Origin of the sequence: Jeotgalibaca sp. A122 (genome assembly GCF_052266715.1) — a bacterium.
Lineage (GTDB): Bacteria > Bacillota > Bacilli > Lactobacillales > Aerococcaceae > Jeotgalibaca.
In genome coordinates this window covers 199289-225979 of record NZ_JBQPRB010000001.1, presented here as the reverse complement: position 1 = coordinate 225979, position 26691 = coordinate 199289, and the positions used below count along the sequence as shown (strand labels likewise).

Sequence of the window (26691 nt, the reverse complement as noted above, 5' to 3'; positions counted from 1 at the left end):
TCATGGGTGAACGTATCAAAGGCCAGATAGGATTGTTTATCGTGGCAATAATTTGGGGATCTGGTTTTGTGATGAGTTCTATCGCATTAGAGTCTTTTTCTCCAATCCATATCCTGGCACTGCGCTTTACGACTGCTTTTCTGTCGATGCTGATTCTTTTTTATAACCAGTTAAAACATATAACCAAAGCGACATTGATCAAGGGTGGCATTCTGGGGATAATTTTATATCTCGCTTTTTTCTTCCAAACTGTAGGGCTTGTGTATACGACCCCTTCAAAAAATGCTTTTTTGACCGCATTTAATGTTGTGTTAGTACCGGTGATTGGGGTTGTTTTCTTAAAGAAAAAAATGTCCCGGATGACCATAATCGGATCCATCTTTGCTATAATTGGTATTGCTGTAATGTCCCTCAATGATTTTAATAGTGTTAATGTCGGTGACATCCTGACCTTGATTTGTGCGATATTCTTTGCCTTGCAGATTATTTATACCAGTACTTATGTAGCTGGAGAAAATGCTTTTGCCTTGAATACTGTTCAAATGGGCACAGCAGCTATCTTGGCAATGAGCGTGGCAATGATACAGAATAAGCCAATGGATTTTTCAAGCTTGTCCGGTAACCTATCCATCCTGTATTTAGGGATCTTTAGTACGATGTTGTCGTTCTTATTGCAAACAGGCTCGCAACAATATACAAAAGAGACTGAAACAGCCATTATCCTTTCAACAGAATCTGTTTTTGGAATGTTATTTTCAGCAATTCTCTTGAACGAATTTATTTCTGGCCGCATGCTGGTTGGAGCCCTATTGATTCTGATGGGAGTTATTCTTGTGCAATTAAAACCGAAACCAAAAGTACATAAGAAGACGGTGGCCCTTTATGAAGAAAAAAAGAGTGACTATTAAAGATATAGCGACAGTAGCAGGAGTCTCTCCCGCTACTGTTTCGCGTGTTCTCAATTATGACGAAGATTTGCAAGTAACGATTGAAACAAAGAAAAAAGTTTTTGAAGTGGCTGAGAAATTGTCTTATGAACCGGTCAAAAAAAATAATACTGTAAAAAAAATTATCGGCTTGTATTTTGGGATTGATACGAATGTCGAAGTAGAGGATACCTACTATTTAAGTCTTCGCGTGGAGATTGAGAGTTTACTTAAGGTGAAGGGGCATTCGATGCCCATCATAACTTTCAATGATACCCGTTCTTCGGTCCGACATGTTGATGGCATTATCTGTGTCGGTTTGTTTTCCAAGGACCACATCAATTGGTTGGAATCACTTCAGAAGCCATTGGTGTTTGCGGATACCAGTCCCAACCCTGACAAGTTTAGTTCGGTTAATTTCAATCTTGGTCGGGCAACCAGAAAGGCCTTAAACTATCTTTTAGAACTCGGTCACAAAGAGATAGGTTTTATCGGTGGTAGGGACGACTTAGATCAAGTAGATGATCCCTATTTTATTGGCGATGAAAGACAAGATACGTTTATACACTATCTTTCACAAAGAGGGCTCTTTAATCCAGATTTTTTGAAATTAGGTACTTATTCACCAAGAACCGGTTATGAGATGTTTCTTGAGTTAATGGGAGAGAGTAACAGACCTTCAGCAGTCATGATAGCCAATGATTCGATGGCAAGCGGCTGTTATAAGGCGGCGCATGAATTGGGGGTACGAATACCTCAAGATGTAAGTTTAATAGGTTTTAACGACTTAGCCAATGCGCAATACATGATTCCACCTCTAACGACGATACGCCTGGATATCAATTATCTTTCGGAACTGGTTATTGATTTGATAGAAAAAACGATCAATAAAGAAATACCGTTGCCGATTCAAATTGTTGTTCCGAGTACTTTGATAGTAAGAAAAAGTGCACAATTCTATAAAGAATAATAATTGGGTTCTAGGTTATTGGATGTTGGTGAAGGAAATGCCCTCCGGTCTGCGTGGTTGCTTGTGTACTGCCGTGGGACCGCCCGGAGCCTGTAGTCTCCGGGCTTGCAAGCCTCAAAGGGAGCGTAGACGCTGAAGCGCCAACGTTCCCTACTTTCGCATTGCATCCTTGACACGGCCACAAGCAACCCCACCGACCTACGGGATTTCCGACAGGAATACCTACCCGAACCATAAATGATAGTTCCTGATTTTGTTAGTAATCGCAAATACTGTTGGAGACATCCTCTCCAGCAGTATTTTTTTCGCAAAAGTTCCAACTCAAACTTCTGAGCTGGAACTTTTTGTAAAATAATCCAGCTCACTCACTAAAATCATATTTGAGTTGGAACTGTAGGCCATCGCATTCTCATAATTCTTGCCTCAAAACCATCACTTAATTGACATGTTTGACTGAAAAATGAGATTATAGTTAAAAAAGATTTGACTATGCATGACAAACAAGGTTATAATCTCGTTAGTTAAAAATTAAAAGATTCTAATCTATTTATTGTGGGTTGGTAATTTGGAGGGTTGACGATGGTAAAGAAGGCAAAATTAAAACTATACGCGACAAGTTTAGCTGCAACGGCGTTGTTGGCAGCATGTGGCGGGGCATCTACAGGTACAACTGAAAGTACCGCAGATACATCTTCAAATACAGAAGCGACAGGGGACAAATTACTTGATGTCCAATTTGATGTTGAGGTAGCTTCACTGGACCCGCAAATTGCAACTGACGGGGCTTCATTCCAAGTCATTGCCAGTTTGATGGAAGGTCTATACCAACTAGATTCATCCGGAAATGCAGTGGCAGGTTTGGCTGAGAACACAGAAGTCAGTGAAGATGGTCTAACCTATACATTCACTATTAGAGACGCAAAATGGTCCAATGGTGATGCAGTCACAGCGAATGACTTTGTTTACGGATGGCAACGTTTGGTTGACCCGGAAGTGGCGAGCGAGTATGCGTACATCATGGATATTGCCGGCGTCGAAAATGCTGCTGCAATCATGGATGGCTCCGAAACGCCTGATAAACTAGGTGTAACAGCTAAAGACGATAAAACATTAGAAGTGAAATTAACACATCCCGTTCCTTTCTTTGAAAGCTTGATGGCATTCCCATCTTTCTTCCCGATGAATGAAAAATTCATGACCGAAGTCGGAGCTAATTACGGAACGTCACCAGAAACAACAATCGCAAACGGTGCATTCACATTGGAATCTTATGAACCGTTAGCTACAAGTATCAAATTAGCAAAAAATGCTGATTACTATGATGCCGCTAACGTTGCAATCGAAGGCTTGAATTTCCAAGTCATCAAGGATTCTCAACAAGCCATGCTGTCTTACCAAAATGGCGATTTGGATGTAGTAACGTTGGCCGGTGAACAAGTTGACTTGTTCAAGGATGATCCAGAATTCACAAACATACAAGATGGTTACCTCTGGTATGTTTCAGTAAATACGAAAGTTGAAGGATTGGGCAACAACAAACTAAGAGAAGCCGTTGCAAAATCGATTGACAAAGAAGCAATTGTCAACACTGCTTTGAAAGACGGTTCAGTCCCAGCTGACTTCGCGATTCCAAATGGTTTGGCAAACGGACCAGATGGTAAAGATTTCCGGGAAACAGCCGATACTTACTTAACGCATGATTTAGACGCTGCAGCAGCATTGTTTGAAGAAGCGAAAGAAGAATTAGGTGCGGAAGAATTCACATTCAGCTTGCTGGTTGAAGATACTGAAAGTGCCATCAACGTTTCACAAATGATTAAATCACAAGTTGAAGCGAACCTTGAAGGCCTAACCGTTGAAATCGAACAAATGCCTAAGAAAACACGTTTGGAACGTATGCAACAAAAAGACTATGACATGGGCTTGACACGTTGGGGACCTGACTACGCGGATCCGATGACATACTTGGATCTATGGGTTACGGATGCTTCTAACAACAATGGTAGCTGGTCTAATGAAAAATACGACGAACTTGTGGAATCTTCTAAAACAGGAGACCTGGCTAACGATGAAGAAGCGCGTTGGGAAGCTCTAAAAGAAGCTGAGAGCATCTTGTTGAATGATGCAGCAATCCTGCCTGTTTACCAAAAAGGTAGTGCAGTAATGGTGAAGAGCAACGTTAAGGGAGTAGACTCCCATGCCGTTGGAGTACCAAAAGTTTATAAAAATGCAACAATCGATTAATAATAGTTTCTGAAAATGGAAAAGGCACGGGTGTGAAAGGACAAGATGCGGCTGCGTCCGTAACAAATCCAACGCGCTCGTCTTTTTCATTTTGAAAGAAAGGACCAATCAAATGAAAAAATATATTGGAAAACGTCTCGTTATGTCCATTGCCACATTATTTGTTATTGTTCTCGTTTTATTTATCCTAATGCAGTGGATGCCTGGTTCCCCGTTCAACGACGAGAAGCTATCCATCGAGCAACAAATGGTGCTTAGAGAGAAATACGGGTTAAACGATTCCGTTGTGGTTCAGTTTTTCCGCTATGTCAAGAACATGTTAACGGGTGATTTTGGCGATTCTTACACGATTTCCAAAAATACACCTGTATCGGTTCTCTTAAAAAACCGTCTCCCTATCTCGTTGATGCTGGGAGCTATCTCCATCGTATTAGGAACGATTTCCGGTTTGGCTTTGGGAATCTTGGCAGCTTTGAAACACAACACTTTCATTGATACAGCCGCAACTTTCTTTTCAGTTATTGGGGTTTCAATTCCATCTTATGTGTTCGCTTTGGGTCTTTCGTATTATTTAGGCTTTCAATTGGGGTTATTCCCGATGCTGTTCAATCAAGACCAAGGTTTAATTGCGTATGTTCTGCCAGCCATGGCGTTAAGCATGACGGTAACGGCAACAGTCGCGCGTTTTACCCGGACAGAGATGATTGAAGTATTGAACTCGGATTATGTGCAACTGGTTGAGAGTAAGGGTGTTTCCGGTGTGCAATTAATCTTCAAGCACGCGTTGCGAAATGCATCCATCTCCATCATCACTATCTTGGGGCCGTTGGTTGTTAGCTTGATGACCGGTAGTCTCGTGGTTGAGAAAATTTTCTCGGTACCTGGAATCGGTCAATTGATGATTCAGGCGATTCAATCCAATGACTATAATGTTATTTTGACATTAGCATTCGTTTATAGTGCCATGTATGTGGCCATCATGCTGGTGGTGGATATTTTATACGGTGTCCTTGACCCACGGATTCGCTTGGCAAAGGAGAATGTAAATGGATAATACAATTCACAACATAAACCAACTTCCAAAAGAACTGACCTTTGTTGAAGATAAAGATGTCTTATTGGAAGAAAGTATTTATACCGAAGATCCCCAATGGAAACAAATGCTGAAACGTGTTGCCCGCAACAAAGGTTCTGTATTTGGGTTCATCATGATTGTCTTGATTTCCTCGTTGGCCATTTTTGGTCCCATGATTTCCGGATACGAGTACGATCAACAAATCACCGGCCATGAGAGTATGGCGCCACGTATTCCCGTGCTTGAAAACCTGGGTATCTTTGACGGATCCGAAACGTTGAAGACCTCCACGGGAGAAGTCGTGGTAAACAAATACGAAACCTTGGCGGGTGGCGAAGATGTCTACCACTGGTTCGGCACCGATGTTTTGGGGCGTGATTTATTTACCCGGACCTGGATGGGGACCCGGATTTCCCTTTATATCGCACTGATTGCGGTAATCGTGGATGTATTGATCGGGATGTCTTACGGAATGGTTTCTGGTTATTATGGTGGTGCAATCGACAATATCATGCAACGGACCCTGGAAATCATTAATGGTATCCCGAGTTTGGTTGTTGTAACGCTATTGATTATCATTTTGAAACCGGGTCTGTTGAGTATCACCTTGGCAATTGCTTTGACCGGATGGATCGGTATGAGCCGGATTGCCCGTGCTTCGATGTTGAAGTTGAAGGGCAGTGAGTATGTATTGGCGGCCCGCACAATGGGAGCCAATGACCTGCAAATCATGTTCAAGGAAGTCTTGCCCAACATCTTCTCGCAACTCTTGATCATGTCGATGTTCTCAATCCCAAGTGCGATTTTCACGGAAGCTTTTCTGGCGTTTGTGGGAATCGGGATTCCCGTTCCGATGGCCTCGTTGGGATCATTGATTTCCGAAAACTTTAAATCATTAACAACACATTTTTATATGATTATTCCACCAGTATTGGTATTGGGACTATTGATGTTGAGCTTCAACTTGCTCGCAGACGGGTTACGTGATGCGTTAGACCCAACGTTGAAAGAGGTGTAACACATGACACGAGAAAAAGTATTGGAAATAAGGGATTTAGCCATCAGTTTCAAGACACATGGCGGCAAACTGAAAGCGGTCCGTGGCATTGACCTCGATTTATACCGCGGTGAAACAGTTGCGATTGTGGGGGAATCCGGAAGCGGGAAGTCCGTGACGGTAAAAGCCATCATGGGGATTTTAAGCAAAAACGGAACCATTGAAAGTGGCGAAATTAATTACACCTATGAAGATAAAGAAACAGAAGTGACCAAGAACATTTTGGAATTTTCCAAAAAACAAATGCGTAACACGATTAATGGTAAACGCATTGCGATGATTTTCCAGGATCCAATGACTTCATTGGACCCAACCATGAGCATCGGTAACCAAATCATGGAAGGTATGCGCACGCATTACAAGACGCCGAAAAAAGAAGCATACGAAAAAGCGGTACGCTTGTTGGAACTGGTTGGTATCACCAATCCGGAAGAACGCATGAAGAGCTATCCACATCATTTGTCCGGTGGAATGCGTCAACGGATTGTCATTGCCATTGCTTTGGCCTGTGATCCCGATGTTCTGATTTGTGATGAACCGACCACGGCATTGGATGTAACCATCCAAGCCAAAATTTTGGAACTGATCAAAGACATTCAAAAGAAAACCGGTATTTCCGTTATTTACATCACTCATGATTTGGGTGTGGTAGCGAAAGTTGCGGACTACGTCAATGTAATGTATGCAGGGAAAATCGTTGAGAAAGGTACAACCGACGAGATTTTCTACAATCCGCAACACCCGTATACATGGGGCTTGCTGCTTGCTATGCCTGATTTGAATACGAACACGGATAAATTGTATTCCATCCCCGGTAATCCACCAAACATGGCCAGGGAAATCGTTGGTGATCCATTCTACCCAAGAAATGCGTATGCTCTGCATATTGATAAAGAAAAAGAACCGCATCTCATGAAAGTGACGGATACACATTTTGCGGCAACCTGGTTGTTGAGTGAAAATGGTCCAGAATATACGTTACCGGAAGAATTGGTGGAACGTATCGAACGGATGAAGAAGGAGGAAGAAACGTATGGCGTTGCAAAGTGAACCACTATTAGCAGTCAAAGATTTAAAACAATACTTTAAGGTAAATCGCAACTATACAGTGAAAGCTGTCGACGGCATATCCTTCGATATTTATCCGGGTGAAACATATGGTTTGGTAGGGGAATCCGGAAGCGGAAAATCCACGATTGGCCGCTCGGTTATCCGTCTTCATGACATTACCGACGGCTCGATCAATTTCAACGGTCAGGATATTTCCGGCAAATTAAAAAAAGAAACCAACAGTATGCTGCGGACGAAAATGCAAATGATCTTCCAGGATCCGATGGCAAGTTTGAATCCACGCAAAAACGTCATGGATATTGTTGCCCATGGACTTGATATTCAAGGTACTGCCGGCACAAGAAATGAACGAGCTGAAAAGGTCATGGATATTTTGGAACGGGTCGGTTTATCCCGTGATTTTGCGGGCCGCTTCCCGAGCCAGTTTTCCGGGGGGCAACGGCAACGTCTGGGGATTGCTCGGGCGTTGATCATGAATCCTGATTTAATCATTGCGGACGAAGCAATCAGTGCGCTGGATGTTTCCATCCAGGCGCAAATTGTTAACTTGATGAAAGAAATCCAGGAAGAAACCAATATCGCCTATTTGTTCATCGCCCATGACTTATCGATGGTTCGTTACATTTCCGACCGCATCGGTGTGCTTCATTTGGGACATATGATTGAAACCGGCACAACCGATGAAATCTTCAACAATCCGATTCACCCCTATACGAAATCATTGATTTCCGCAATCCCGCATGCGAATCCGGTCGTTGAACGTAAACGTGTTGCGTTAGCATACGATTATGAAACGAGTGGATTGGATTATACCAAAGGCACACAGCATCTGATTGATGGCACCCATTATGTTCTGGGAACTGATGAAGATGTGACTGGGTGGTTGCAGGAAGGGTAAGTTCAGATTCAACTTCAAAGAGAAGTACCTCATTCGAATAGAGTGGGGTATTTTTTTGTTCTGGGTTATTGGTAAAGGAAATGCCCTCCGGACTGCGTGTTGCTTGTGTGTTGCCGTGGGACCGCTCGAAGCCTAAAGTCTCCGGGCTTGCAAGCCTCAAAGGGATATGGGTGCTGTCGTAAATATAAAAACAAACATTTTCGTTAATTGATAAAAAATTCACAATAAGTAAGTGTATATTTGTGCATTTTGTCATATAAGTCTATTTTTAAAAAAAGATACTAAAAAAGCTTTTAAATGGACTCTTGAAGAGTTTTGATTTAAACGTTTTATATATATTAACTAAAAAATAACGTTTTTTTGTTTGTTTTGTCTAAGTCGCACACTCTAACATTGTGATAATATGAACTTATCAACGAAGAGGGAGTGGAAACACCCCACTTGAAAAGTTACTAGTCTAATAAAAGGAGCGTTATATATAATGTCAGAAGAAAAAATGATCAAAGTTACTCCTAATGAACTACACGAATTAATCCAAAATAAACTTGAAGCAGCCGGTTTGCCAAAAGAGCAAGCAGTAGAAACAGCAAACCACTTGGTTTATGCCGATTTATGCGGTGTGCACTCACACGGTGCGGTCCGCGTTGAATATTATTCCGAACGTATCAACAAAGGTGGCATCACTCGTGAACCAGAAATCGTATTTGAAAAAACGGGGGAAAGTTCCGGCGTATTCCATGGTGACAATGCCCAAGGACAATACGTGGCAAACCTGGCGCTTGAGCCAGCCATCGAAATGGCGAAAAAATCAGGTGTGGCAGTAATCGGTGTTTCTAAATGTGGGCATACCGGTACACTTTCATACTACTTGCGTAAAATTGCGGAAGCTGGATTAGTAGGTATGGCCATGACCCAATCCGATCCGATGGCGGTTCCTTTCGGCGGAGCAGAACCTTACTATGGTACGAACCCACTTGGCTTCGGTGCTCCAAGTTCAATGGACACACCACTGATTTTTGATATGGCAACAACCGTTCAGGCATGGGGAAAAATCCTGGATGCGCGTTCGAAAGGTCGTTCAATTCCATCTGACTGGGCTGTTGACAGCGATGGTCAACCAACCACAGATCCAAATGCAGTTAATGGTTTGATGCCAATTGCAGGACCAAAAGGGTATGGCTTAATGATGATGGTGGATATCTTCTCTGGTATTTTGATGAACTTGCCATTTGGTAAGCACGTCAGCTCCATGTACCATGACTTGCATTCAGGTCGTAACTTGGGCCAACTATACATCGTCATCGATCCAGCACGCTTTGGCAATGCTGATACATTCAAGGAAAACATCACCCAGACAATGGCAGAATTGAACAGCGTTAAACCGGCTACCGGCAATACAAGCGTTCGTTACCCTGGTCAGGGATCCAACCAACGTTATGAGAAAAACAGAACAGAAGGCGTGGAAATTCCGGAATCAATCATTAACTACTTGAAATCAGATGTTATTCACAGTGATAATTACGAAGGTTTAGGCGCCTTCGCTAACTAATATTTTATTTGGAGGAAGAAAAAATGTTTAATTATGAAGGTAAAGTTGTCGCAATTACTGGTGCATCAAGTGGTTTGGGAGTCCAAATGGCAAGAGGTTTTGCGAAACAAGGCGCAACAGTTGTCTTGATGGCACGTCGCGTCGACCGCTTGGAAGAAATCGCTGAAGAAATTAAGGCAGCAGGTGGAAAAGCATTAGCTATCCGCTTGGACGTAACAAATGACGAAAGTATCCAAAATTCACTAGATAAAATTTTAGCAACATACGGTAAAGTGGATGTATTGGTAAACAATGCTGGTGCAAGTGAAGGCGGTGCTATCACTGAAATGACCAACGAAGCTTGGGACTTCACGATGGAGCTGGACTTGACAAGTGTCTTCAAAATGACGCGTTGCTATTCAAAAGCGATGAAAGAAGCGAACTACGGCCGGATTATTAACATCTCTTCTATGTATGGGTTGATGGGTACGAATCAACTACAGTCAGCTTATCACGCTTCTAAAGCCGGTGTCGTGAACTTCTCACGTGCTGTTGCGGGTGAGTTAGCTGAACATAACATCACTGTAAACACTATTTGTCCTGGTTACTTTGAAACTGAATTGACCACTGATACTCTGAATACAGATGCATTCCAAGGTTATATGGATATCACTGTCCCAATGAAACGCTATGGTTGTGCAGGTGAATTGAACGCTGCAGCCATCTTCCTGGGATCAAAAGAAGCCTCTTATGTAACAGCTGTTACAATGCCCGTTGATGGCGGCTGGAGTGCTTGTAAATAATTTTTTTGAAATACCTCCTTCAGGAAAACACCCTCAATATAATTTTGAGGGTGTTTTGCTTTGGTACTTTATATTTTAGATAAAATTCTAAACAGAAGTACTTTTCTTTTTTGGAGTAGGGTACTTCTTTGTATTTCTCTGGAGACACCCTTCCGAAATGCGTGATTGCTTGTGGTCCGCCATGGGACCGCCTGGAGCCAAGGTCTCCAGGCTTGAAAGCCTCAAAAGCCCCGTAACCGCTGAAGCGGAACGGGGCCTAATTCGCATTTCATCCTCATTCATGGCTACCCCGCAATCACGATTTCTGCAGGGGGTTCGATCTTACCTATTTCTTTAAGACACCGATGACTACTCAATTGTTCAAGTTTAAATCGTGATATAATGAAAGGGGATTCTTGTTTCATAACTATAACGAACGAGAAGGTGTTCAGAATGGTTGACAAAATGACTCAGGAGCAACGTCATAAGACAATGAGTTCCATTCGTGCGCAGTCAAAACTTGAAAACACTGTGTCACGCGCTCTTTGGAGAAAGGGTCTTCGGTTCCGTAAGAATGATAGGAGCCTTTATGGTACCCCGGATATCTCAATTAAAAAGTACAAACTTGTTATATTTATTGATTCCTGTTTTTGGCACCGGTGCCCCGTCCACGGTACGATGCCGAAAACAAACATAAAATTCTGGGAAAATAAATTGATGAGGAACGTAGAACACGATCGAGAAGTCACAGACCATTATGAGGAACAAGGCTGGACAGTCTTGCGGATATGGGAACATGAGCTCAAAGAAAATTTCAATGGTGTAATCGAAAAGATTATTGCATTTGTAAATCAAGAATCTGGAAAAAATAAATAGACACTTGGAAGGATATTAAAACATGACAAACAAAGAGCTATCAAACATTGATGCCTACAGTGAGATTAGAAATTTGAAAGCATCTGTCGGTGGTTATTTTGGTGGTTATTATGAGATGGAAATCCATTTTGACAGCAAGGAATTGAAGTGGGAACACCGAGGGGACGGCGAAGTCGATTATTACGCAAAAACGATCAGACAGAACACGAGCGACAAATTTATCAATGAGTTGAGGGACTTAGGTTTACTTCGATGAAAGAAAGAATACAGTGATCCGCTGGTTTGCGATGGTACCCAGTAGGAGATTGAAGTTGTTGGAGACAAGAAAAATATTCGTATTTACGGCGATAACCAGTATCCGGAGGAGTGGGACCGATTTTGCAGATTGATAAGAAAAATCAGTGGCAAAAAATTCAATTAAGAATGGATTATGACGTTGAAGGTGGCCACGCTAGTAACGGGTGTCCGACTGCCTTTGTTGACATAGCTGGCTGCCGTTACCTATCTTATGGATTACGGCTAAAGACGCATTTCTGTAGGGGAGTATTTATTAAAGAATTGATTTATAAAAAAAGGTGCAACCATATTAGTTGTAAAAACTAACATGGTTGCGTCCTTTTTTTAATTTTTATCAAATGTTTTTCTTGTGGGGATGTTATTGTTGTATTTTCAAAATTCCAAACCATTGCTAACTAGTACATCAGAAAAAAACCAGGTGGGAGCGTCAATAATTTTGTGTAAATGGCTTTTCCCTGCTGCAGATTGCTTCTACACTTCCAACAGTTCGCATAGCATTTGTTCCAGCTCGCCTTCGGCCTGTTGGAAGCCTTTATGACTACGGCCCAAGAATTTCTGGTTGTACGTATCAAAAGACGAGACCAGGAAGCGTTCCATAGAATCTTCATTCTGGAACTGTTCCTTCCGATGGCTGTACTTCTTGATTTGCTTATTGAAGGATTCAATCAGGTTCGTCGAATAAATACTCTTGCGTATGGCTACGGGGAAATCATAGAAAGTAAGCAAGTTATCATTCGAGAGGATGGATGCCACCACTTTTGGGTAGCTTACTTTCCATTTTTTCGCAAAAGCACCACGTGCTTCCAATGCCGCCTCTTTAGACGCAGCTTGATACACCATTTTAAAATCGTCACAAACATCCTTGCGATCATCAACGCGTACCTTGTGACTGATATTACGGGAAACGTGCACACAACAATGTTGAAAACGGGCTTTGGGATAGAACCGCTGAACGGCCCCTGCCATCCCCTTTAAACCATCCGTGATGAAAAGGAGGACGTTTTTCACACCACGTTCCTGGAGGTCCATTAAAATCTCTTCCCAAATCGTGATGGATTCAGTTGGTGCAATCGCGTAGCTCAACACTTCCTTTGAACCGTCCGGGCGAATGCCAACTGCGATATGAATGGCTTCCTTGGCGACGGTTTTCCGCTTTAAAGGGATATACGTTGCGTCCATATAAATAGCGGCATAACGGTCATGAAGCTCCCGCTCTTTAAACGACGTGACCTCTTCTGTAAAAGATTTTGTTATATTGGACATGGTTTGGGGCGTGTAGTGATGCCCATACATTTTCTCAATCAAGTCTGCGATTTCCGACATGGTAATACCTTTTCGGAAGAGGTGAATGACGGTCTCCTCTAAGGTATCATTCGTCCGTCTATAAGCAGGAACAGTCTGTTGCTTGAACTCGCCGTTGCGGTCGCGCGGAATCTGGAGATGAAGTTCCCCATACTCGGTCTTGACCGTACGGTCATAGGAGCCGTTACGAGAATTACCCGTGTTAAAACCAATGCGATCGTACTTTTCGTAATCGAGGAAAGCCGTTAACTCCGTTTTGAGAAGCGTATTGACAGCTTTCTCCAAATGGACACGGAATAATTCATTCAAATCGCCTTTGTTCGCTAGAGTCTTTAGAATTTCTGTAGTAAAATCGTTCATAGGGAAGTCCTCTTTTCTGTGAATGTGTTGTGGTAACTCTATTCTACAGAAGGGACTTCCTTTTTTCTATTTACACAAAATATTTTACACTCTCAACCAGGTCAATATTACGTATAAAAGACCATATAAATAAATATTAACTTTGTTATACTGGATATAGTAATAATTGTAAAGAAATTATACATACAAGATTTGGAGCAGATAGGAGAGAGTTGGGTGGGTCAAAGTATTATTTTTGTCGGAGCAGGAAACCTTAATAGAAATAGAGATAGACACGCAATGTATGACATCAAAGGGTCAGGTTGGAAAAAAGAAGCTGTAAAAAACAGAAAAAACTTCTATAAAGACTTATCTATAGAAGCGGAAAAATGTCCCACCGGTAGCAAACGAGCTGAAGCTGTCCGAGAACTGATGACGAAATATGAAGGGTATTCTTGTTCACGGGAAAATATCGAAAGAGTATTTTTAGCATATGCAGATTGTTTCATTGAAAAGGGAATTAATAAAACTGAAATATTCCATAAACAAAATCTCGTACAGATGTTAGAGAAACATAAGGTGGACAAGCGAGTTATCAGGAAGATACTCAATCAAGAAGGTCTCAAAAGTCCGGACTACGCCACGGCAGGACCAAAAAAGAAGTCGACTTCCAAAATGAAAACGACACCAAAAAGGACTGCATCATCAGCAAACAATCCGGTCGATAAACAACGTTTTTATCGATTGCTGGACAGCCATTTAAGGGCACTTATCAAAACCAAGAAAGACCTGCTCCATGCGGTGCGCTACTTGCAGGAGTTCAAGGCCTACATCAAGGAAAAAGGCTACCGTGACTTGGATGTTCTTGTTGCATTCTCTGGTTCAGTTACCACTGAAGAAGGCGACGAGTTTACCGAATCATCCCTGAACAAAACCAAGGCAGGCGAACGGATCAAGGAGTCGCAACTTAAGGAAGCTTTCCATTCCGATGGCTTCAACGTCTTGATTGTTGCGGAAAAATATCAAACCGGTTTTGATGAGCCGCTCCTGCACACGATGTTTGTTGACAAAAGATTACGGGGTGTGAAAGCCGTCCAAACGCTCTCACGCTTGAATCGGACGATGCCTGGCAAGAAGGATACGTTTATCCTGGATTTCGTCAACAGCGAAGAAGACATCCAGGATGCCTTCCAACCGTTTTATGAAGAAACACGTTTGGACGAAGAGATCAATATAAATTTGATTTACGATACCCAAGCCAAACTGCGTAAATTCAATGTGTACAACCAAATGGACATCGATAACGTCATCAAACTGATCAAACAAGCGCAGAAAAAACAGGACGAACGCTTGTTGGGCCGGTTGTCCAGCCAATTCAAACCGATCACAAATCGCTATGACGAACTGAGTGATGACCAACGTTATGATTTCAGGGTAACGGCAAGGAATTTTGATAAATGGTATAACTATGTGGCGCAACTCGATCGGACTTTTGACATGGATATGTTGGAGGAAAACGTCTTTGTTAACCATTTATTGAAATTTATCCCACGGGAGCAGAGAGAAAGAGTCGATCTCAAGGATAAGATAAAATTAGAGTATTACAAGCTTCGGGAAGATTTCGCTGGTGATATCCATCTTATCGCTGAAGATCCAGCTGCAGGATTACTAACTCATCCAAAAGAGATGAATGCCACTGTTAAGCCACCCGATGAACGGGATTCTTTGGAAGAAATTATCCATCGCGTTAATGAACGCTTTCCCGATGATTTCAATGACAAGGATCGCGTCTTATTGGAATCACTTTATAGATCATTTGTTGAGAATCCTGATCAAAAATTAGTTACCATGGCTAAGACGAATGATGCTGAAATGTTCGGAAAATCACTATTCCCTGAATTCTTCCAAGATAAAATAATGGATGAATACACCAATAATCAGCAATCCTATGAGAAACTCTTTGGTTCTGATGATAAATATTACAAATTTGTATATACGTTGGTTGCGAAAGACTTGTATAAGACATTAAGAAGTAAACTTTAATTACTTTCCGTGAGGTTGCAAAAAGCATCTTTTGTCAGTCAAACTGAATAACAAAAGATGCTTTTATATTAGCAAATTCACTTGACCTATTGAATTAAAGTAAGTAAGTTGATAAGATTTAAATAATAATATCTATATTGGTCCAATATACAAAAAATGATAGCCGAAGGATGAAGAAATATGTTAAAAGAAGGGGTATTTATACCACATTTTTGTCAATCGTTATCACATCTAAATTTACCCATTGAGGAACTGACTGCAGAAATGAAAACTTCGCTTACATATGAACGTTTCATTTCTCTAGATTATTTTCGATCTCTTTATGGGTCAGATAAAAATAAATTTAATAAAACTGTTCATGAGTTAGCATTAAGGGGTGCACATTTTGAAGTGGAAAAAGGGCAGGCACTTTTTCCTGTGAATTATAGAAAAGATACCAATGAAGTAATTTCTGTACCTGCGAAATTAGAAGAGGATGCTTATTTAAATATCGACTGGGGTTTACTTGACTTCAGCTATTTGTGCAGGCATTTCAACATAAGAAGCAATAATTTTTTCAGCGGCATTCCGCTATACGGATTTAAGTCGTTAAATCCTCATGTTGATGAGAGACTACTGCAAAACGAATTTATCGAATCTGGTTTCCTCTTGAAAGATGAGGCGGATTATACTCTCCAACCTATAGCACTTGAATTGTATAGCGATTCTTCGGACGTTAAAGAGAACCTTTCGAAAGAAGAAGCTCAAATCCTAGATTTACTAGAGGAATATTCAAGTAAAGAGTTCTTGCGGCCTCTTAAACTTCGAGAAATAATTACAAAAATAAAATATCAGTCATTAATAACAGGCTTGGAAAGTGATGGGATATATTATCTTTCAGATATTTCACAAAAGACTTTCTCACATAGTATGTATTCAAGAGAAACGCTGTTTGACTATTATTTAGAATTGAACAAGGCATTGAATCAAAATCTTGTTGGACTAGGCTCTGTTCCGCTGTATCAAAATATTTTAACGAGAATGAGAGAAGGTGCAACAATAGTATCTGATATGAACATTTTTCAGTATTTTTCTGGAAATAGCTACAATCAGTTAAAAAAAGTAGCAACTAATTTGAAAGTCTCTAATATATCTCAAATCGATAATGTATTTATTAGTGCGTTTATCACTAGTAACGGTACAGGAAAGAAAAAAATTTTTGATACTTTTGATAAATTATATTCTTTCTATTCAACAGAAAATTCAGTAGAAAGGAAATCAGAAACTGAGAAGGAAATACAAGAGCCAGACTATCTAACTACTGTTTCTCCAGAAAAATATTACCCTGCGTTCTGTCTCTCAACACGCAAAGAATACATTTCTTATTGCAATGACTATAACTCTTTAATAATGAGGGCAGATGAGTTAACTAGCAGCATAAACAATTTTTATCAAATTAAGAAAGATGAACTTAAACTCTCGAAGAAAGCATTTAATAAATTTTATACGACCATGCAAAAACGTCTAGAGGAACTTAAAACAGTAAGAGCGGGAGATATTGATTTGTTAGATTCACAATTTGATATTACGATGAAACAGTTATTAAGTCAGCTTCATTCTTCCTTTAAGTTCAGTAATACAATGATTCCATCACTTAGTCAAGGGCTATTTAATGAAAACCAAGATAAAACAATAAATGAATGGTTAATAGCCATAAACCTAGAAGATCATCCCTTTTATTTATACCTGGTCCATTTCTACTCTGACAAGATAAAAGTATTTCATTCATTTAATGAAAGCTTTAAGGACTCCTTAAATGAAAACGAAAAAGTTGTTTGGGATCTACGCTTAGTATCTAACGAGGCTGTCTTAGAAGAAGTAGGGCATTTAATTGGTGTTACTAGAGAAAGAGTGCGTCAGATAGAACTTAAACTAAAAAAGAAAATTATTGCATATTTCGGTGATGATTTAGAATTTATTATTAATGTATTGTCGAATAGAAATGCAAATTATTTAGATAATTTAAATAAATTAATCAAATCGCATGACTTACTTAATACGTTTGTTTATCAAGATATATTTAATGATTATTTCATATATGACCATACCTTTGATTTAATTGTTCCAAGTTATAATTCAGAAAGAGTATCTATCATTCTTTCTGGGCTAAAAGAAAAGTTGGACTTTTTACCTAAAATTGTCTCAGAAGATGTTGTCTTAGACACGATAACAGGGTGTATAAATGATGAAAACAAGCAGGTTAAATATTACTTGCTTCATAATTTGGAAGCTATAATGAGCAAGTTAGATTATGAGAAATATAACGAAGGAATATTTATTAAAGATAAAATCTCAAAACAAGATAAAGTCGCATATATAATCGAACATAAAATGGGAGGAAGAATAGACCTCAATGATTTAGAAAATAGGCAAATATTTGAAGGATTATATAAAGAGCTATCTACTGGAGATATTGATTTCTCAATAGACACAGAATTCGATAGAAATATTCCTGCTATTTTAGATAGACATGAGAATTATATCAAAAGTGCTTCAATGTATTATGAGCTGTTTGATCCAAAGCATATTCCTTCAAACTTATTTGAGAAAATATATTCTTACTTATCCACTTATCTAACTGAAGAAGATTTTATTACTTCAAAAAAACTGTATCAAATTTTCGAAGAGCCTCTCGAAAAAATGGATATTTCATTATTCAAAATGTATTATTATTTACGTTACTTGTATGAAGAAGAGTTTTCTTTTGGCCATGGGAATACGATGTATATATATAGTAAGCACCAAGAAAAATTTACGACAGAAGAATTAGTTTATAGAAAAATAGTAAATATGGGAAACAGCGTAAGCAAAGCAGAATTGGCCGACGAATTAGGAGTAGAAATATATACAATCGAGCAAGCAGTTAGCAAATCAGACAGGTTAGTGTCGACGAATGGCATTATTAGAGCTGTTGGTAGTTTGTCTACAACTCTCGGAGGAGAAATAAAAGAAGAAATTTTAAAACTGGGGCAACAAATGGTAATGGAAAAAGGATATATTTCTTCGAATATCATTTTCCAACAATTGAAATTCCAACCTAAAGCGGCTCAATTTTTTAAGGATGCTCAAATAAAAACTGATGTAGATTTTATGAATGCTCTAAAATATGTGTTTCCCGATTTTGAAGGCCATACAAAAATTATTTATCCTAAAGATAAGCCTATATCAATTGAGGAAATTATCATTTCTGAACTTTCCACAGACAGAACATGGACAAGACAAGAAATATCCGAAATAGGAAGTAAGTATGGGTATGCAGAATCAACGATGAGTTTGACTATTAACAGTTTAATTGAGCAAGCAAAATTAGTTCCAGTCAGTGAAGACGATTTAATTTTGAAACAGGCATTGAATATCTCTGAGGAAGTGCTAGATCAAGTTAGAAGTTTAATTGAAAAAGAATTAAATAATCGTAAATTTTGTTCGCTTCATCAAATTTCAGGGCTGAGGAGTAAGCTGCCAAAAATAAAAGGTTACCGATGGAAACCCCAATTAATTCAATATTGTTTGAATATATTAGGATACAACTTTGTGAAGCCGGATAATAATTCGTATAGAACTGATCCGTTAATAGTATTGAATCAGAAACATGCAGGATTAGGGTATTATGATTTAGTCAAAGAGGTGCTTGGTATTTACCAGGGCGTATTATTCAAAACGAATGTGGCTGAATATCTTGTTGAAAAAGGCTTATTAAAACGGACCTTGAAAGAAGAACAGATATTACCAAAAGATTTATTCTACAATAATGTTCTAGAAGTATCTTCTATCGGAACTATCAAATTTCTTTAAAGGAGAATACTGATAACATGATTAAGCTACGGAATTACCAAACGGAAGCAGTCGACAACTTCAAAAACAATGGTTTTAATGGACTATTTGAAATGGCAACTGGAACTGGAAAGACTATTACTAGCTTGGCTTGTGCGAATGAACATTATTTGAAGAAAGGAAAACAATTTCTTGTCATAATTGTTCCATTTTTACACTTAATAGACCAGTGGGTGGATGATTTCGGCCTGTTTGATATAAAAAATTATCATGTGATAGCTTATGCTAAGAAAAAATGGTTACCAAACATAGAAAATTTAATCTGGGATTATAATAATGGTTTTAGAAACCGAGTCGTATTGATAGGCTCTTACAAAAGCATCGCGGACAAGGATTTTTTAGGAGCGATATCCAAAATTAAGAAATCAGGTTTTGTTTTGGCAGATGAATGCCACTACCTCGGAAGTGAATCTATCTCACTTTCTGAATTTTCAGGGTTTGATGCGCGAATAGGTTTATCAGCAACCCCTCAAAGATGGTGGGACGATGAAGGCACTTCTAAAATAGAACGTTTTTTTGATAAAACGGTTTTTCAGTTTACGTTATCGCAAGCTATTAGTGAAGGTTATTTAACCAACTACCGATACCATCCAATTCAAGTGCAGTTAACGCTAGAAGAAATTGAAGAATACGAAAGATTAACATTCCGAATTGCTGTTTTATACAACAAGAAAAACAAAACAATTGCTGAGAAAGAACAGTTGGAAAAACTTTTGTTAAACAGGACGAAAATTATAAAAAGTGCAGCAAATAAGAAAGAAATACTCATTAAAATGTTGAGGCAGACCAAGGAAATCCATCATGCGATCGTTTATTGTGCGGAAGGTGAAGTGGATTTTGTTGTAAATGCAATTGCTGAATTAGGAATTAGAGTTCATCGATTCAATTCGGAAATCCCCAATAAAGAAAGAAGTGGGATTTTAAAGCGCTTTGATGAAGGGAACATTCAAATACTCGTTTCCATAAAATGTTTAGATGAGGGAGTTGATATACCCGCTACCCAAACCGCTTACTTCTTGGCGAGCACATCTAATCCTAAAGAATTTATTCAAAGAAGAGGGCGTATTTTAAGAAAATACAAGGGGAAAATATTTGCAGAGGTGTATGATTTCATAGTACTTCCGTCTTCAGCCGACAATCATGTCTTCAGGAGCATTGCGGTAAAGGAGATGCCGCGATTTGCTGAATTTTCATCGGGAGCGATAAATTCTTATGAATCCAAGCAAACTATTATGGAACTATTAGAAAAGCATAATTTAGAGCACCTAACCGAAATCAAACCATGGGATGTTTATAAAAATATGAGAAATGAGGATGAAAATGAGTATTCAACAGGAAATACAACGTAAAATTGAGGAATACAGTGACCCGACATATGCAGATCTTTTGCTTGAACTTATTGAAAAAATCGAAAAAGGAACAGTCTCTCATACTAAAATTAAAGAATTCATTTTGTATGAGCTGACAGAATTAGTAATAGAAGAGGAGGGAAGATAAGTGAAAATAAGGAAAATTGAATTAGAAAATTTCAGACAGTTTTACGGTCACCATACCTTGGAGTTTGGTACAGATCTTGAAAACGTAACGATCGTCCTGGGCGCAAACGGAAATGGGAAAACAGGTATCTTTCGGGCAGCTATGTTTGCCTTATACGGTGATATGCTGCTTGAGCAAGATGGTAATGTTAAAAATATTCATTTGGTAAATATGGATAAACTAGATGAGAACTTGCATATGCCAGTGTCGGCTCAAGTGACGCTGGAATTTGAGAATGGACAGACAATCTATTCGATTACTAGGAAGATAACGAGTTTGAAAAATGGGACAATCATAGACAGTCAGACCTCTCCTGCTGAACTTTATAGAATGGGTGAATTTGGAGACTTCATAAAGGAAACTGAAGATCCTGATTTATTTATCAATAGCATCTTAGAAAAAAGTATTCGGGAGTTTTTCTTTTTTGATGCAGAGAAAATGGAGTTGTTGAACACAACCAAGTCGTCAAAAAAAATGTCACAAGAAATAAAAAATGGCTTGATAAAACTATTACAGATAAAAAGTCTTGATGTAGGTGGAGAACTTCTCAATGATCTTTTCAATAAAAAAAACAGGGAAATTATTAATAAAGCCAAGAATGGAAAATTAATTGAACTTCAACAGAAAAAAGAAGAAATGGAATCCTCAAAAGAAGTTCTGGAAGCTGAGATAGAAGAGCAAAGAAGCGAAAGGATTCTTATAAAAGAACATATTTCAGGAATTGAAAATAAGCTGAGCAGTAATGAACATATCAGAACGCTTCAAAATGAAATCAAAAATGTTGAAAGTAATTTTCAAAAAGAGCAATCTATCTATAACGAACAAAAAAATAATATCAAGGGGATGTTGGAAGAGTCCTTTAACTTATTAGCTTTAGACATTCTCGAGAAAAATGAAGTTCAGTACGACGAACTCCTGGCAAAACAGTCAGATACTATTCCCATCGACTTGATAAGACATTCGCTGGATGCATGCACATGTCAAGTATGTCGGACACGATTCGAAGATGATTCCAATCAGGTTAGTGTGTTGAAGAAATTATTAGAGGATTATTCATTTTCTGATACGACGCCCACGTTACAGGCAATTAAGAGAACTACGAATGTTCTTAGAGAGAAGAAGAATAGCGAAATTTCTAAATTTGGAGAATATATTAAGAAAATAGTTCATACTGAAGAAAATATCGAAGAATACGAAAGGGCTCTTGACAAAATAAAAGAACAAATAAAAGAGAAAGCGTCTCTTTTAGCTAATCTTCAAGTATTGGAACAACAATTGTCCACTCATCAAGCAAATTACGATACTCTTGAAAAGGAAATAAATAGAAAGCATGCAATAGTGTCGATTTCGGAAAATGATATTGAAAAAATCGGTAAAGAAATTGACCTGCTCACCGCAGCGCAAGAGGGACTGCAGCATGAAGTGAAAATCCTTGACAAGTTAAAAGATATGAAAGAAATTCTAAGTCACATTACCGAGGACTATACAACCGAGATTATTGATGTACTTTCTAAAGAAATGACTGCAACCTTCAGAACATTACTAAGTAGTAAAGACAAGAATTTATTCGAGAAAGTTGTCATTAATGCTGATTATGAAATTTCTTTACTGGATAAGATGGGCCGTAATAGAGTTCAAGACTTATCAATGGGACAAGGACAAATTTTTACTTTAGCATTTATTACGACCTTAGCTAAACTAGCTTCAAAAGGAAGGCAAGAAATTGAATTTCCTTTGTTTATGGACACGCCATTTGCAAGGTTAAGTCGAGAAAATAGGGACAATTTAATTCAATGTATACCGGATTTAACCAATCAGTGGATTCTCCTGCTTACGGACACCGAACTTACGAATGTAGAATTGGAAGCATTTAATCGTTACGGTCGTGTTGGAAGAATTTATGAGTTGGTAAATAAAGAAGGACGTACAACGGTTGAAGAAAAAGCAGACATTAAGGAATTAGAGGTGATCCGTTCATTATGAAGTTCTTGGAAGAAGGGTCTCGTACAATCAAAGCAGACGAAAAATATGAACATATTTATACAAAATTAAATGAGAAGACGGGTTTGAAAATTCAAGATATCTTCTTTCTCTGTGTGGTTTTAGGATATAAAAATCAACGCACTAGCTCAGATTTCCAAGTTGGTAAAAAAGAATTGCGTGTGACATACCTTTCTGAAACTCAGCGCTCAATTCTCTATGCTATAGGAGGTAATTTGGAAGAGATAAATATCCTACAAAACCCAACAGATAAAGATGCAATAGCAAAAGTTATTAGAGAATACCAAAAATACTCCAATGGTGGTATGGAGATATTGATAGAGAGAGTTTTAAAAAATAATTTTAATGGTAATCAACTCTCAGATTCATATGCTAATTACGATGTTGATCTGTTGAAATTTGTATATTCAGAATTAAGTGCTATACCATTCTAAAGTTAATCAATAAATGTTAAGAAACCACAGCGACGACTGCTTTGCTGTGGTTTCTTTTTTAAATACATCTTGTATAGAGTGTGACCATAAATTAAATAATCCCAAATTATGCTACTATGGATTTATAATGAACTAGATGAAAGAGGTCCCACAATGAAAAAAGAAATCCACGTAGTAGGAGCAATTATAAAATCAGACAATAAAATCCTTTGTGCGCAAAGAGGTCCAGGGAAATCATTAGCCTATTTATGGGAGTTTCCTGGTGGCAAGATTGAAGCAGGGGAAACGGAGAAAGAGGCTCTTGAGCGAGAAATCCGTGAAGAATTACTTTGCAAAATTGATGTAAAAGATAAAGTTACAACGACACGTTATGAATATGATTTTGGTTTTGTAAATTTAACAACATTTGAATGCGATTTGCTGGAAGGGGAGCCTTCGCTCACTGAACATGTTGCGGTTAAGTGGCTTTCAGTTGAGGAACTAATGACATTAGATTGGGCACCGGCTGATATTCCAGCAATAGATATTTTGATGGGGGCAAAGACGATTTAGTGGAGAGAAGGTAGTCACGTGTATACGTTAGTCAATAATACGAGTCAGAAGAATTTATTAGATGAGTTGACCCAATCTTTAGAAGGTTGTCGACGTTTCTATTTTAATGTTGCCTTTGTCAGTTATTCGGGAGTTCAGTTATTACTGGATAGTTTTAAGCTTGCAGAGGATAAGGGCATCACGGGTAAGATAATTACGGGAACTTATTTAAATTTTACCGATCCAAAAGCTGTTCGGAAGTTGAAGACTTTCAATGATTTTGATGTGCGCGTATTTTTAGCTACGGAAACACAAGGGTTTCATCCTAAGGCGTACATTTTTGAATACGATGATTATTACAAAGTAATCGTAGGCTCATCTAACTTAACTAACTACGCTCTTAAAAGTAATATCGAATGGAATCTCCAGGTTATCGCAAAAACAGATGACTCCAATGAAGAGTTTTTGAATTATTTGAAAGATAGCTTTGACCAAATTTGGGATAGTAGTCTCGAAACAACGGAGGATTTCTTACTCCAGTATGAGAAGCATTATCGTGGCATTCGTTATCAAGATTTGGTGAATTCTCCTGATATTGATACACGTAAAGTGTTCACTTACCCATTAGGACCCCGTCTAACACCGAATAGCATGCAAAAGAGTGCTATGGAAGAACTTGCGTTGTTACGTGAAACTGGGAGTCAACGGGCATTAGCTGTTGCAGCAACCGGAACTGGTAAAACCTTTATGGCAGCGTTCGATGTTCAACAAGTGAAGCCGAAGAAAATGCTCTTTTTAGTTCATCGAGAAATGATTCTGGAAAAGGCCATGGAATCTTTTGCGAAAGTTGTAAATGTCCCTAAGAATAAAATGGGCCTTTTGACGGGAAATAAAAAGAGTTATGATGCAGATTATTTATTTGCGACGATTGATATGATGCAAAAAAAACACATAGACTATGCCAAGAATGAGTTTGATTATATCATTGTGGACGAGGCGCATCGCGCAGCAAGTCCGACCTATAGAAAGGTTATCGATTATTTCGAACCAAAATTCCTACTGGGAATGACAGCAACACCAGAAAGATCTGATGGTGAGAGTATTTTTGACCTGTTTGATAACAACTTGGCGATTGATATTCGTCTTCGTCAAGCGCTTGAAGAAAACTTGTTAGTCCCTTTCCATTATTATGGTATTACCGATCAAACCAATGTTGATTTGAGCAATGATAAATTAACACCAGACCAAATTGCGGAAAAATTAAACGTAACGAGTCGTGTTGATTACATCATCGAGAAAATGAACTTCTATGGCCATGATGGTCCAAAGAGAAAGGCTCTTGGTTTTTGTATCACGAAAAAACATGCGGAATTTATGGCTGAAGAATTTAATAAACGTGGTATTCCGAGTGCTTATTTAACAGGAGAACATTCTGAAGCGGAACGGATGCGCCAAATTAAACTACTGGAAAGTGACACGGATAAATTAAATATCATCTTTACAGTGGATATTTTTAATGAAGGAATTGATATTCCAAGCGTTAATACCGTGCTGATGCTACGTCCGACTGAATCCGCAATTGTTTTTACACAACAACTGGGACGTGGGTTGCGCAAGGCTGAACAGAAAGAATTCTTAACAGTTCTGGATTTTATTGGCAATTATAGTAAATCATTTTTAATAGCGATTGCACTTTATGGATCCCGTTCGGTGACAAAGAAAGAAATTACACATGCTGTTCGCAAAGGCTTTAGAAATATTCCTGGTCCAACTAATATTCGTATGGATGAAATTGCTAAGAACCAAATTTTAGAGCAGCTAGAAAATGAGAACTTTTATGCATTGAAGTATTTAATAGAAGACTATCAAGCCTTTAAGAGTGCTTTGGCGGGGAAAATACCTTTCCGTCTGCAAGATTATTTGACCTTGGAAGGGGCACCAGATCCCGTTCTGTTCTTTAGTAAATCAGTTTCGAATAACAAGTCTGATAACTACATTGAATTTTTACAAAAGGTCGAAAAGAATAATGACTTGGTTCAGAAATTAGCCTCTGATAAAGGATTTATGGAAATCTATACCAAACTGTTGAGTTACTTGCCGTTAAAACGCCCACATGAGTTTGCAATTTTAGAGCTTTGCTTTAGCCAAGAACAATTTACTTTAGATGAAGCATTACAACAAGTTAATCGTTACGTTGAAGGAGAACAAAGCGAAGCAACGAAACATGCTTTGGAGACTTTTAACCTCAATTACGCGGATATAAATGAAATCCACGGCATCAAAATTGTTGAAGAAGTTGCCGACAATCAGTATGCTTTCAATAAGGACTTATTAAAGTGTTTGAAGGATGAAGAAGCAGGACCGTTTATAAGTGATGCTATTCATTATGGCCTGATGCGCTATAGAAATGAGTTTGGTCATGAGAATTTGGGTTATCCATTCTTACATTTATACAGTGAATATTCACAACGCGAAGTTGGAATGATGACGAACTACCGTAATACCCATTCTTCTTTTAGAGGAAGTACCTTACAAAATAAATTAGGTGGCAATCATTATTTCCTATTTATTGACTTGCATAAAGAAGTAAATATTGACGAAAGTATTAATTACAAAGATAAATTTATTACGCAAAAACAATTCCAATGGGAAAGTCCGAATGCTACACGTGCAAATTCAGAACGTGGGAAAGATCTGACTGAAAATCACTCCCGAGGAAAAACAATCCATCTCTTCGTGCGTAAATTTAAAACGGTGAATAATGTCACTCAACGTTTCACTTATATCGGCCAAGCAAATGCGATTTCTCATCAAAATGAGAAGCCGATTGAAATTCAGTACCAATTAGAAGATAAAATACCAATTGCACTCTACCAAGAATTTGAACCTGAGAAAGCAGTGTTTTAATCCC

Annotated in this window: 19 protein-coding genes and 1 pseudogene; 19 read left to right on the top strand and 1 reads right to left on the bottom strand. The window is 38.7% G+C overall.

The window, feature by feature from the left end:
* Positions 1 to 2 precede the first annotated feature (2 nt).
* The 11 genes from ACTU7M_RS01070 (at position 3) to ACTU7M_RS01020 (ending at position 11683) form a co-directional block, all read left to right on the top strand.
* Positions 3 to 908: a DMT family transporter gene (locus ACTU7M_RS01070; RefSeq protein ID WP_443472518.1), complete on the top strand. Its 906-nt coding sequence runs from the start codon at positions 3 to 5 to the stop codon at positions 906 to 908.
* Complete coding sequence (locus ACTU7M_RS01065; protein WP_443472517.1) at positions 883 to 1896, top strand: LacI family DNA-binding transcriptional regulator; 1014 nt, start codon at positions 883 to 885, stop codon at positions 1894 to 1896. The genes ACTU7M_RS01070 and ACTU7M_RS01065 overlap by 26 nt, the downstream gene beginning before the upstream one ends.
* A gap of 579 nt (positions 1897 to 2475) precedes the next feature.
* Positions 2476 to 4140: a peptide ABC transporter substrate-binding protein gene (locus ACTU7M_RS01060; protein ID WP_443472516.1), complete on the top strand. Its 1665-nt coding sequence runs from the start codon at positions 2476 to 2478 to the stop codon at positions 4138 to 4140.
* A 112-nt stretch (positions 4141 to 4252) separates the two neighbouring features.
* Positions 4253 to 5194 carry an ABC transporter permease gene (locus tag ACTU7M_RS01055; RefSeq protein WP_443472515.1) on the top strand — a complete coding sequence of 314 codons (942 nt, stop codon included), beginning with the start codon at positions 4253 to 4255 and terminating at the stop codon, positions 5192 to 5194.
* Complete coding sequence (locus ACTU7M_RS01050) at positions 5187 to 6233, top strand: ABC transporter permease (protein WP_443472514.1); 1047 nt, start codon at positions 5187 to 5189, stop codon at positions 6231 to 6233. Before ACTU7M_RS01055 ends, ACTU7M_RS01050 begins: the two co-directional genes overlap by 8 nt.
* Before the next feature lie 3 nt (positions 6234 to 6236).
* Positions 6237 to 7322 (top strand): ABC transporter ATP-binding protein, encoded by a 1086-nt coding sequence (locus ACTU7M_RS01045; RefSeq protein ID WP_443472513.1) that lies wholly within the window; start codon positions 6237 to 6239, stop codon positions 7320 to 7322.
* Positions 7306 to 8241: an ABC transporter ATP-binding protein gene (locus ACTU7M_RS01040; protein WP_443472512.1), complete on the top strand. Its 936-nt coding sequence runs from the start codon at positions 7306 to 7308 to the stop codon at positions 8239 to 8241. Before ACTU7M_RS01045 ends, ACTU7M_RS01040 begins: the two co-directional genes overlap by 17 nt.
* Before the next feature lie 481 nt (positions 8242 to 8722).
* Positions 8723 to 9790 (top strand): ureidoglycolate dehydrogenase, encoded by a 1068-nt coding sequence (gene allD / locus ACTU7M_RS01035; RefSeq protein WP_443472511.1) that lies wholly within the window; start codon positions 8723 to 8725, stop codon positions 9788 to 9790.
* Between the two features lie 23 nt (positions 9791 to 9813).
* Complete coding sequence (locus tag ACTU7M_RS01030) at positions 9814 to 10572, top strand: SDR family NAD(P)-dependent oxidoreductase (RefSeq protein WP_443472510.1); 759 nt, start codon at positions 9814 to 9816, stop codon at positions 10570 to 10572.
* A 432-nt stretch (positions 10573 to 11004) separates the two neighbouring features.
* On the top strand, positions 11005 to 11427 hold the full coding sequence (locus ACTU7M_RS01025) for a very short patch repair endonuclease (protein WP_443472509.1): 423 nt from the start codon (positions 11005 to 11007) through the stop codon (positions 11425 to 11427).
* 22 nt (positions 11428 to 11449) lie between these two features.
* Positions 11450 to 11683: a hypothetical protein gene (locus ACTU7M_RS01020; protein WP_443472508.1), complete on the top strand. Its 234-nt coding sequence runs from the start codon at positions 11450 to 11452 to the stop codon at positions 11681 to 11683.
* Positions 11684 to 12195: 512 nt separating this feature from the next.
* On the opposite strand, the gene ACTU7M_RS01015 is transcribed toward ACTU7M_RS01020, so the two are convergent.
* Positions 12196 to 13386, bottom strand: coding sequence for an IS256 family transposase (locus ACTU7M_RS01015; protein ID WP_443472507.1), 1191 nt, complete (start codon positions 13384 to 13386; stop codon positions 12196 to 12198).
* A gap of 771 nt (positions 13387 to 14157) precedes the next feature.
* Here ACTU7M_RS01015 and ACTU7M_RS01010 point away from each other — a divergent pair.
* The 8 genes and pseudogenes from ACTU7M_RS01010 to ACTU7M_RS00975 form a co-directional block, all read left to right on the top strand.
* Positions 14158 to 15408: pseudogene (locus tag ACTU7M_RS01010) on the top strand (type I restriction enzyme subunit R domain-containing protein); the annotation flags it as partial.
* 180 nt (positions 15409 to 15588) lie between these two features.
* Positions 15589 to 19239, top strand: coding sequence for a hypothetical protein (locus ACTU7M_RS01005; protein ID WP_443472506.1), 3651 nt, complete (start codon positions 15589 to 15591; stop codon positions 19237 to 19239).
* A gap of 17 nt (positions 19240 to 19256) precedes the next feature.
* Positions 19257 to 20627 carry a DEAD/DEAH box helicase family protein gene (locus ACTU7M_RS01000; RefSeq protein WP_443472505.1) on the top strand — a complete coding sequence of 457 codons (1371 nt, stop codon included), beginning with the start codon at positions 19257 to 19259 and terminating at the stop codon, positions 20625 to 20627.
* Positions 20599 to 20775, top strand: coding sequence for a hypothetical protein (locus ACTU7M_RS00995; protein WP_443472504.1), 177 nt, complete (start codon positions 20599 to 20601; stop codon positions 20773 to 20775). The genes ACTU7M_RS01000 and ACTU7M_RS00995 overlap by 29 nt, the downstream gene beginning before the upstream one ends.
* Entirely contained in the window at positions 20776 to 22797 is a 2022-nt protein-coding gene (locus ACTU7M_RS00990; protein WP_443472503.1) for an AAA family ATPase, read from the top strand.
* Positions 22794 to 23249 carry a hypothetical protein gene (locus tag ACTU7M_RS00985; protein WP_443472502.1) on the top strand — a complete coding sequence of 152 codons (456 nt, stop codon included), beginning with the start codon at positions 22794 to 22796 and terminating at the stop codon, positions 23247 to 23249. The genes ACTU7M_RS00990 and ACTU7M_RS00985 overlap by 4 nt, the downstream gene beginning before the upstream one ends.
* Positions 23250 to 23402: 153 nt before the next feature.
* On the top strand, positions 23403 to 23801 hold the full coding sequence (locus ACTU7M_RS00980) for a (deoxy)nucleoside triphosphate pyrophosphohydrolase (RefSeq protein ID WP_443472501.1): 399 nt from the start codon (positions 23403 to 23405) through the stop codon (positions 23799 to 23801).
* An 18-nt stretch (positions 23802 to 23819) separates the two neighbouring features.
* Entirely contained in the window at positions 23820 to 26687 is a 2868-nt protein-coding gene (locus ACTU7M_RS00975; protein WP_443472500.1) for a DEAD/DEAH box helicase, read from the top strand.
* The last annotated feature ends 4 nt before the right edge of the window (positions 26688 to 26691 follow it).

What these genes read in the sequence shown, in the direction of transcription:
- allD (WP_443472511.1), top strand. Translation starts at nt 8,723, where the DNA reads ATGTCAGAAGAAAAAATGATCAAAGTTACTCCTAATGAACTACACGAA.
- ACTU7M_RS01060 (WP_443472516.1), top strand. Translation starts at nt 2,476, where the DNA reads ATGGTAAAGAAGGCAAAATTAAAACTATACGCGACAAGTTTAGCTGCA.
- ACTU7M_RS01015 (WP_443472507.1), bottom strand. Translation starts at nt 13,386, where the DNA reads ATGAACGATTTTACTACAGAAATTCTAAAGACTCTAGCGAACAAAGGC.
- ACTU7M_RS01000 (WP_443472505.1), top strand. Translation starts at nt 19,257, where the DNA reads ATGATTAAGCTACGGAATTACCAAACGGAAGCAGTCGACAACTTCAAA.
- ACTU7M_RS01030 (WP_443472510.1), top strand. Translation starts at nt 9,814, where the DNA reads ATGTTTAATTATGAAGGTAAAGTTGTCGCAATTACTGGTGCATCAAGT.
- ACTU7M_RS01070 (WP_443472518.1), top strand. Translation starts at nt 3, where the DNA reads ATGGGTGAACGTATCAAAGGCCAGATAGGATTGTTTATCGTGGCAATA.
- ACTU7M_RS01050 (WP_443472514.1), top strand. Translation starts at nt 5,187, where the DNA reads ATGGATAATACAATTCACAACATAAACCAACTTCCAAAAGAACTGACC.
- ACTU7M_RS01065 (WP_443472517.1), top strand. Translation starts at nt 883, where the DNA reads ATGAAGAAAAAAAGAGTGACTATTAAAGATATAGCGACAGTAGCAGGA.
- ACTU7M_RS01045 (WP_443472513.1), top strand. Translation starts at nt 6,237, where the DNA reads ATGACACGAGAAAAAGTATTGGAAATAAGGGATTTAGCCATCAGTTTC.
- ACTU7M_RS01025 (WP_443472509.1), top strand. Translation starts at nt 11,005, where the DNA reads ATGGTTGACAAAATGACTCAGGAGCAACGTCATAAGACAATGAGTTCC.
- ACTU7M_RS01020 (WP_443472508.1), top strand. Translation starts at nt 11,450, where the DNA reads ATGACAAACAAAGAGCTATCAAACATTGATGCCTACAGTGAGATTAGA.
- ACTU7M_RS01055 (WP_443472515.1), top strand. Translation starts at nt 4,253, where the DNA reads ATGAAAAAATATATTGGAAAACGTCTCGTTATGTCCATTGCCACATTA.
- ACTU7M_RS00985 (WP_443472502.1), top strand. Translation starts at nt 22,794, where the DNA reads ATGAAGTTCTTGGAAGAAGGGTCTCGTACAATCAAAGCAGACGAAAAA.
- ACTU7M_RS01040 (WP_443472512.1), top strand. Translation starts at nt 7,306, where the DNA reads ATGGCGTTGCAAAGTGAACCACTATTAGCAGTCAAAGATTTAAAACAA.
- ACTU7M_RS01005 (WP_443472506.1), top strand. Translation starts at nt 15,589, where the DNA reads ATGTTAAAAGAAGGGGTATTTATACCACATTTTTGTCAATCGTTATCA.
- ACTU7M_RS00995 (WP_443472504.1), top strand. Translation starts at nt 20,599, where the DNA reads ATGAGTATTCAACAGGAAATACAACGTAAAATTGAGGAATACAGTGAC.
- ACTU7M_RS00980 (WP_443472501.1), top strand. Translation starts at nt 23,403, where the DNA reads ATGAAAAAAGAAATCCACGTAGTAGGAGCAATTATAAAATCAGACAAT.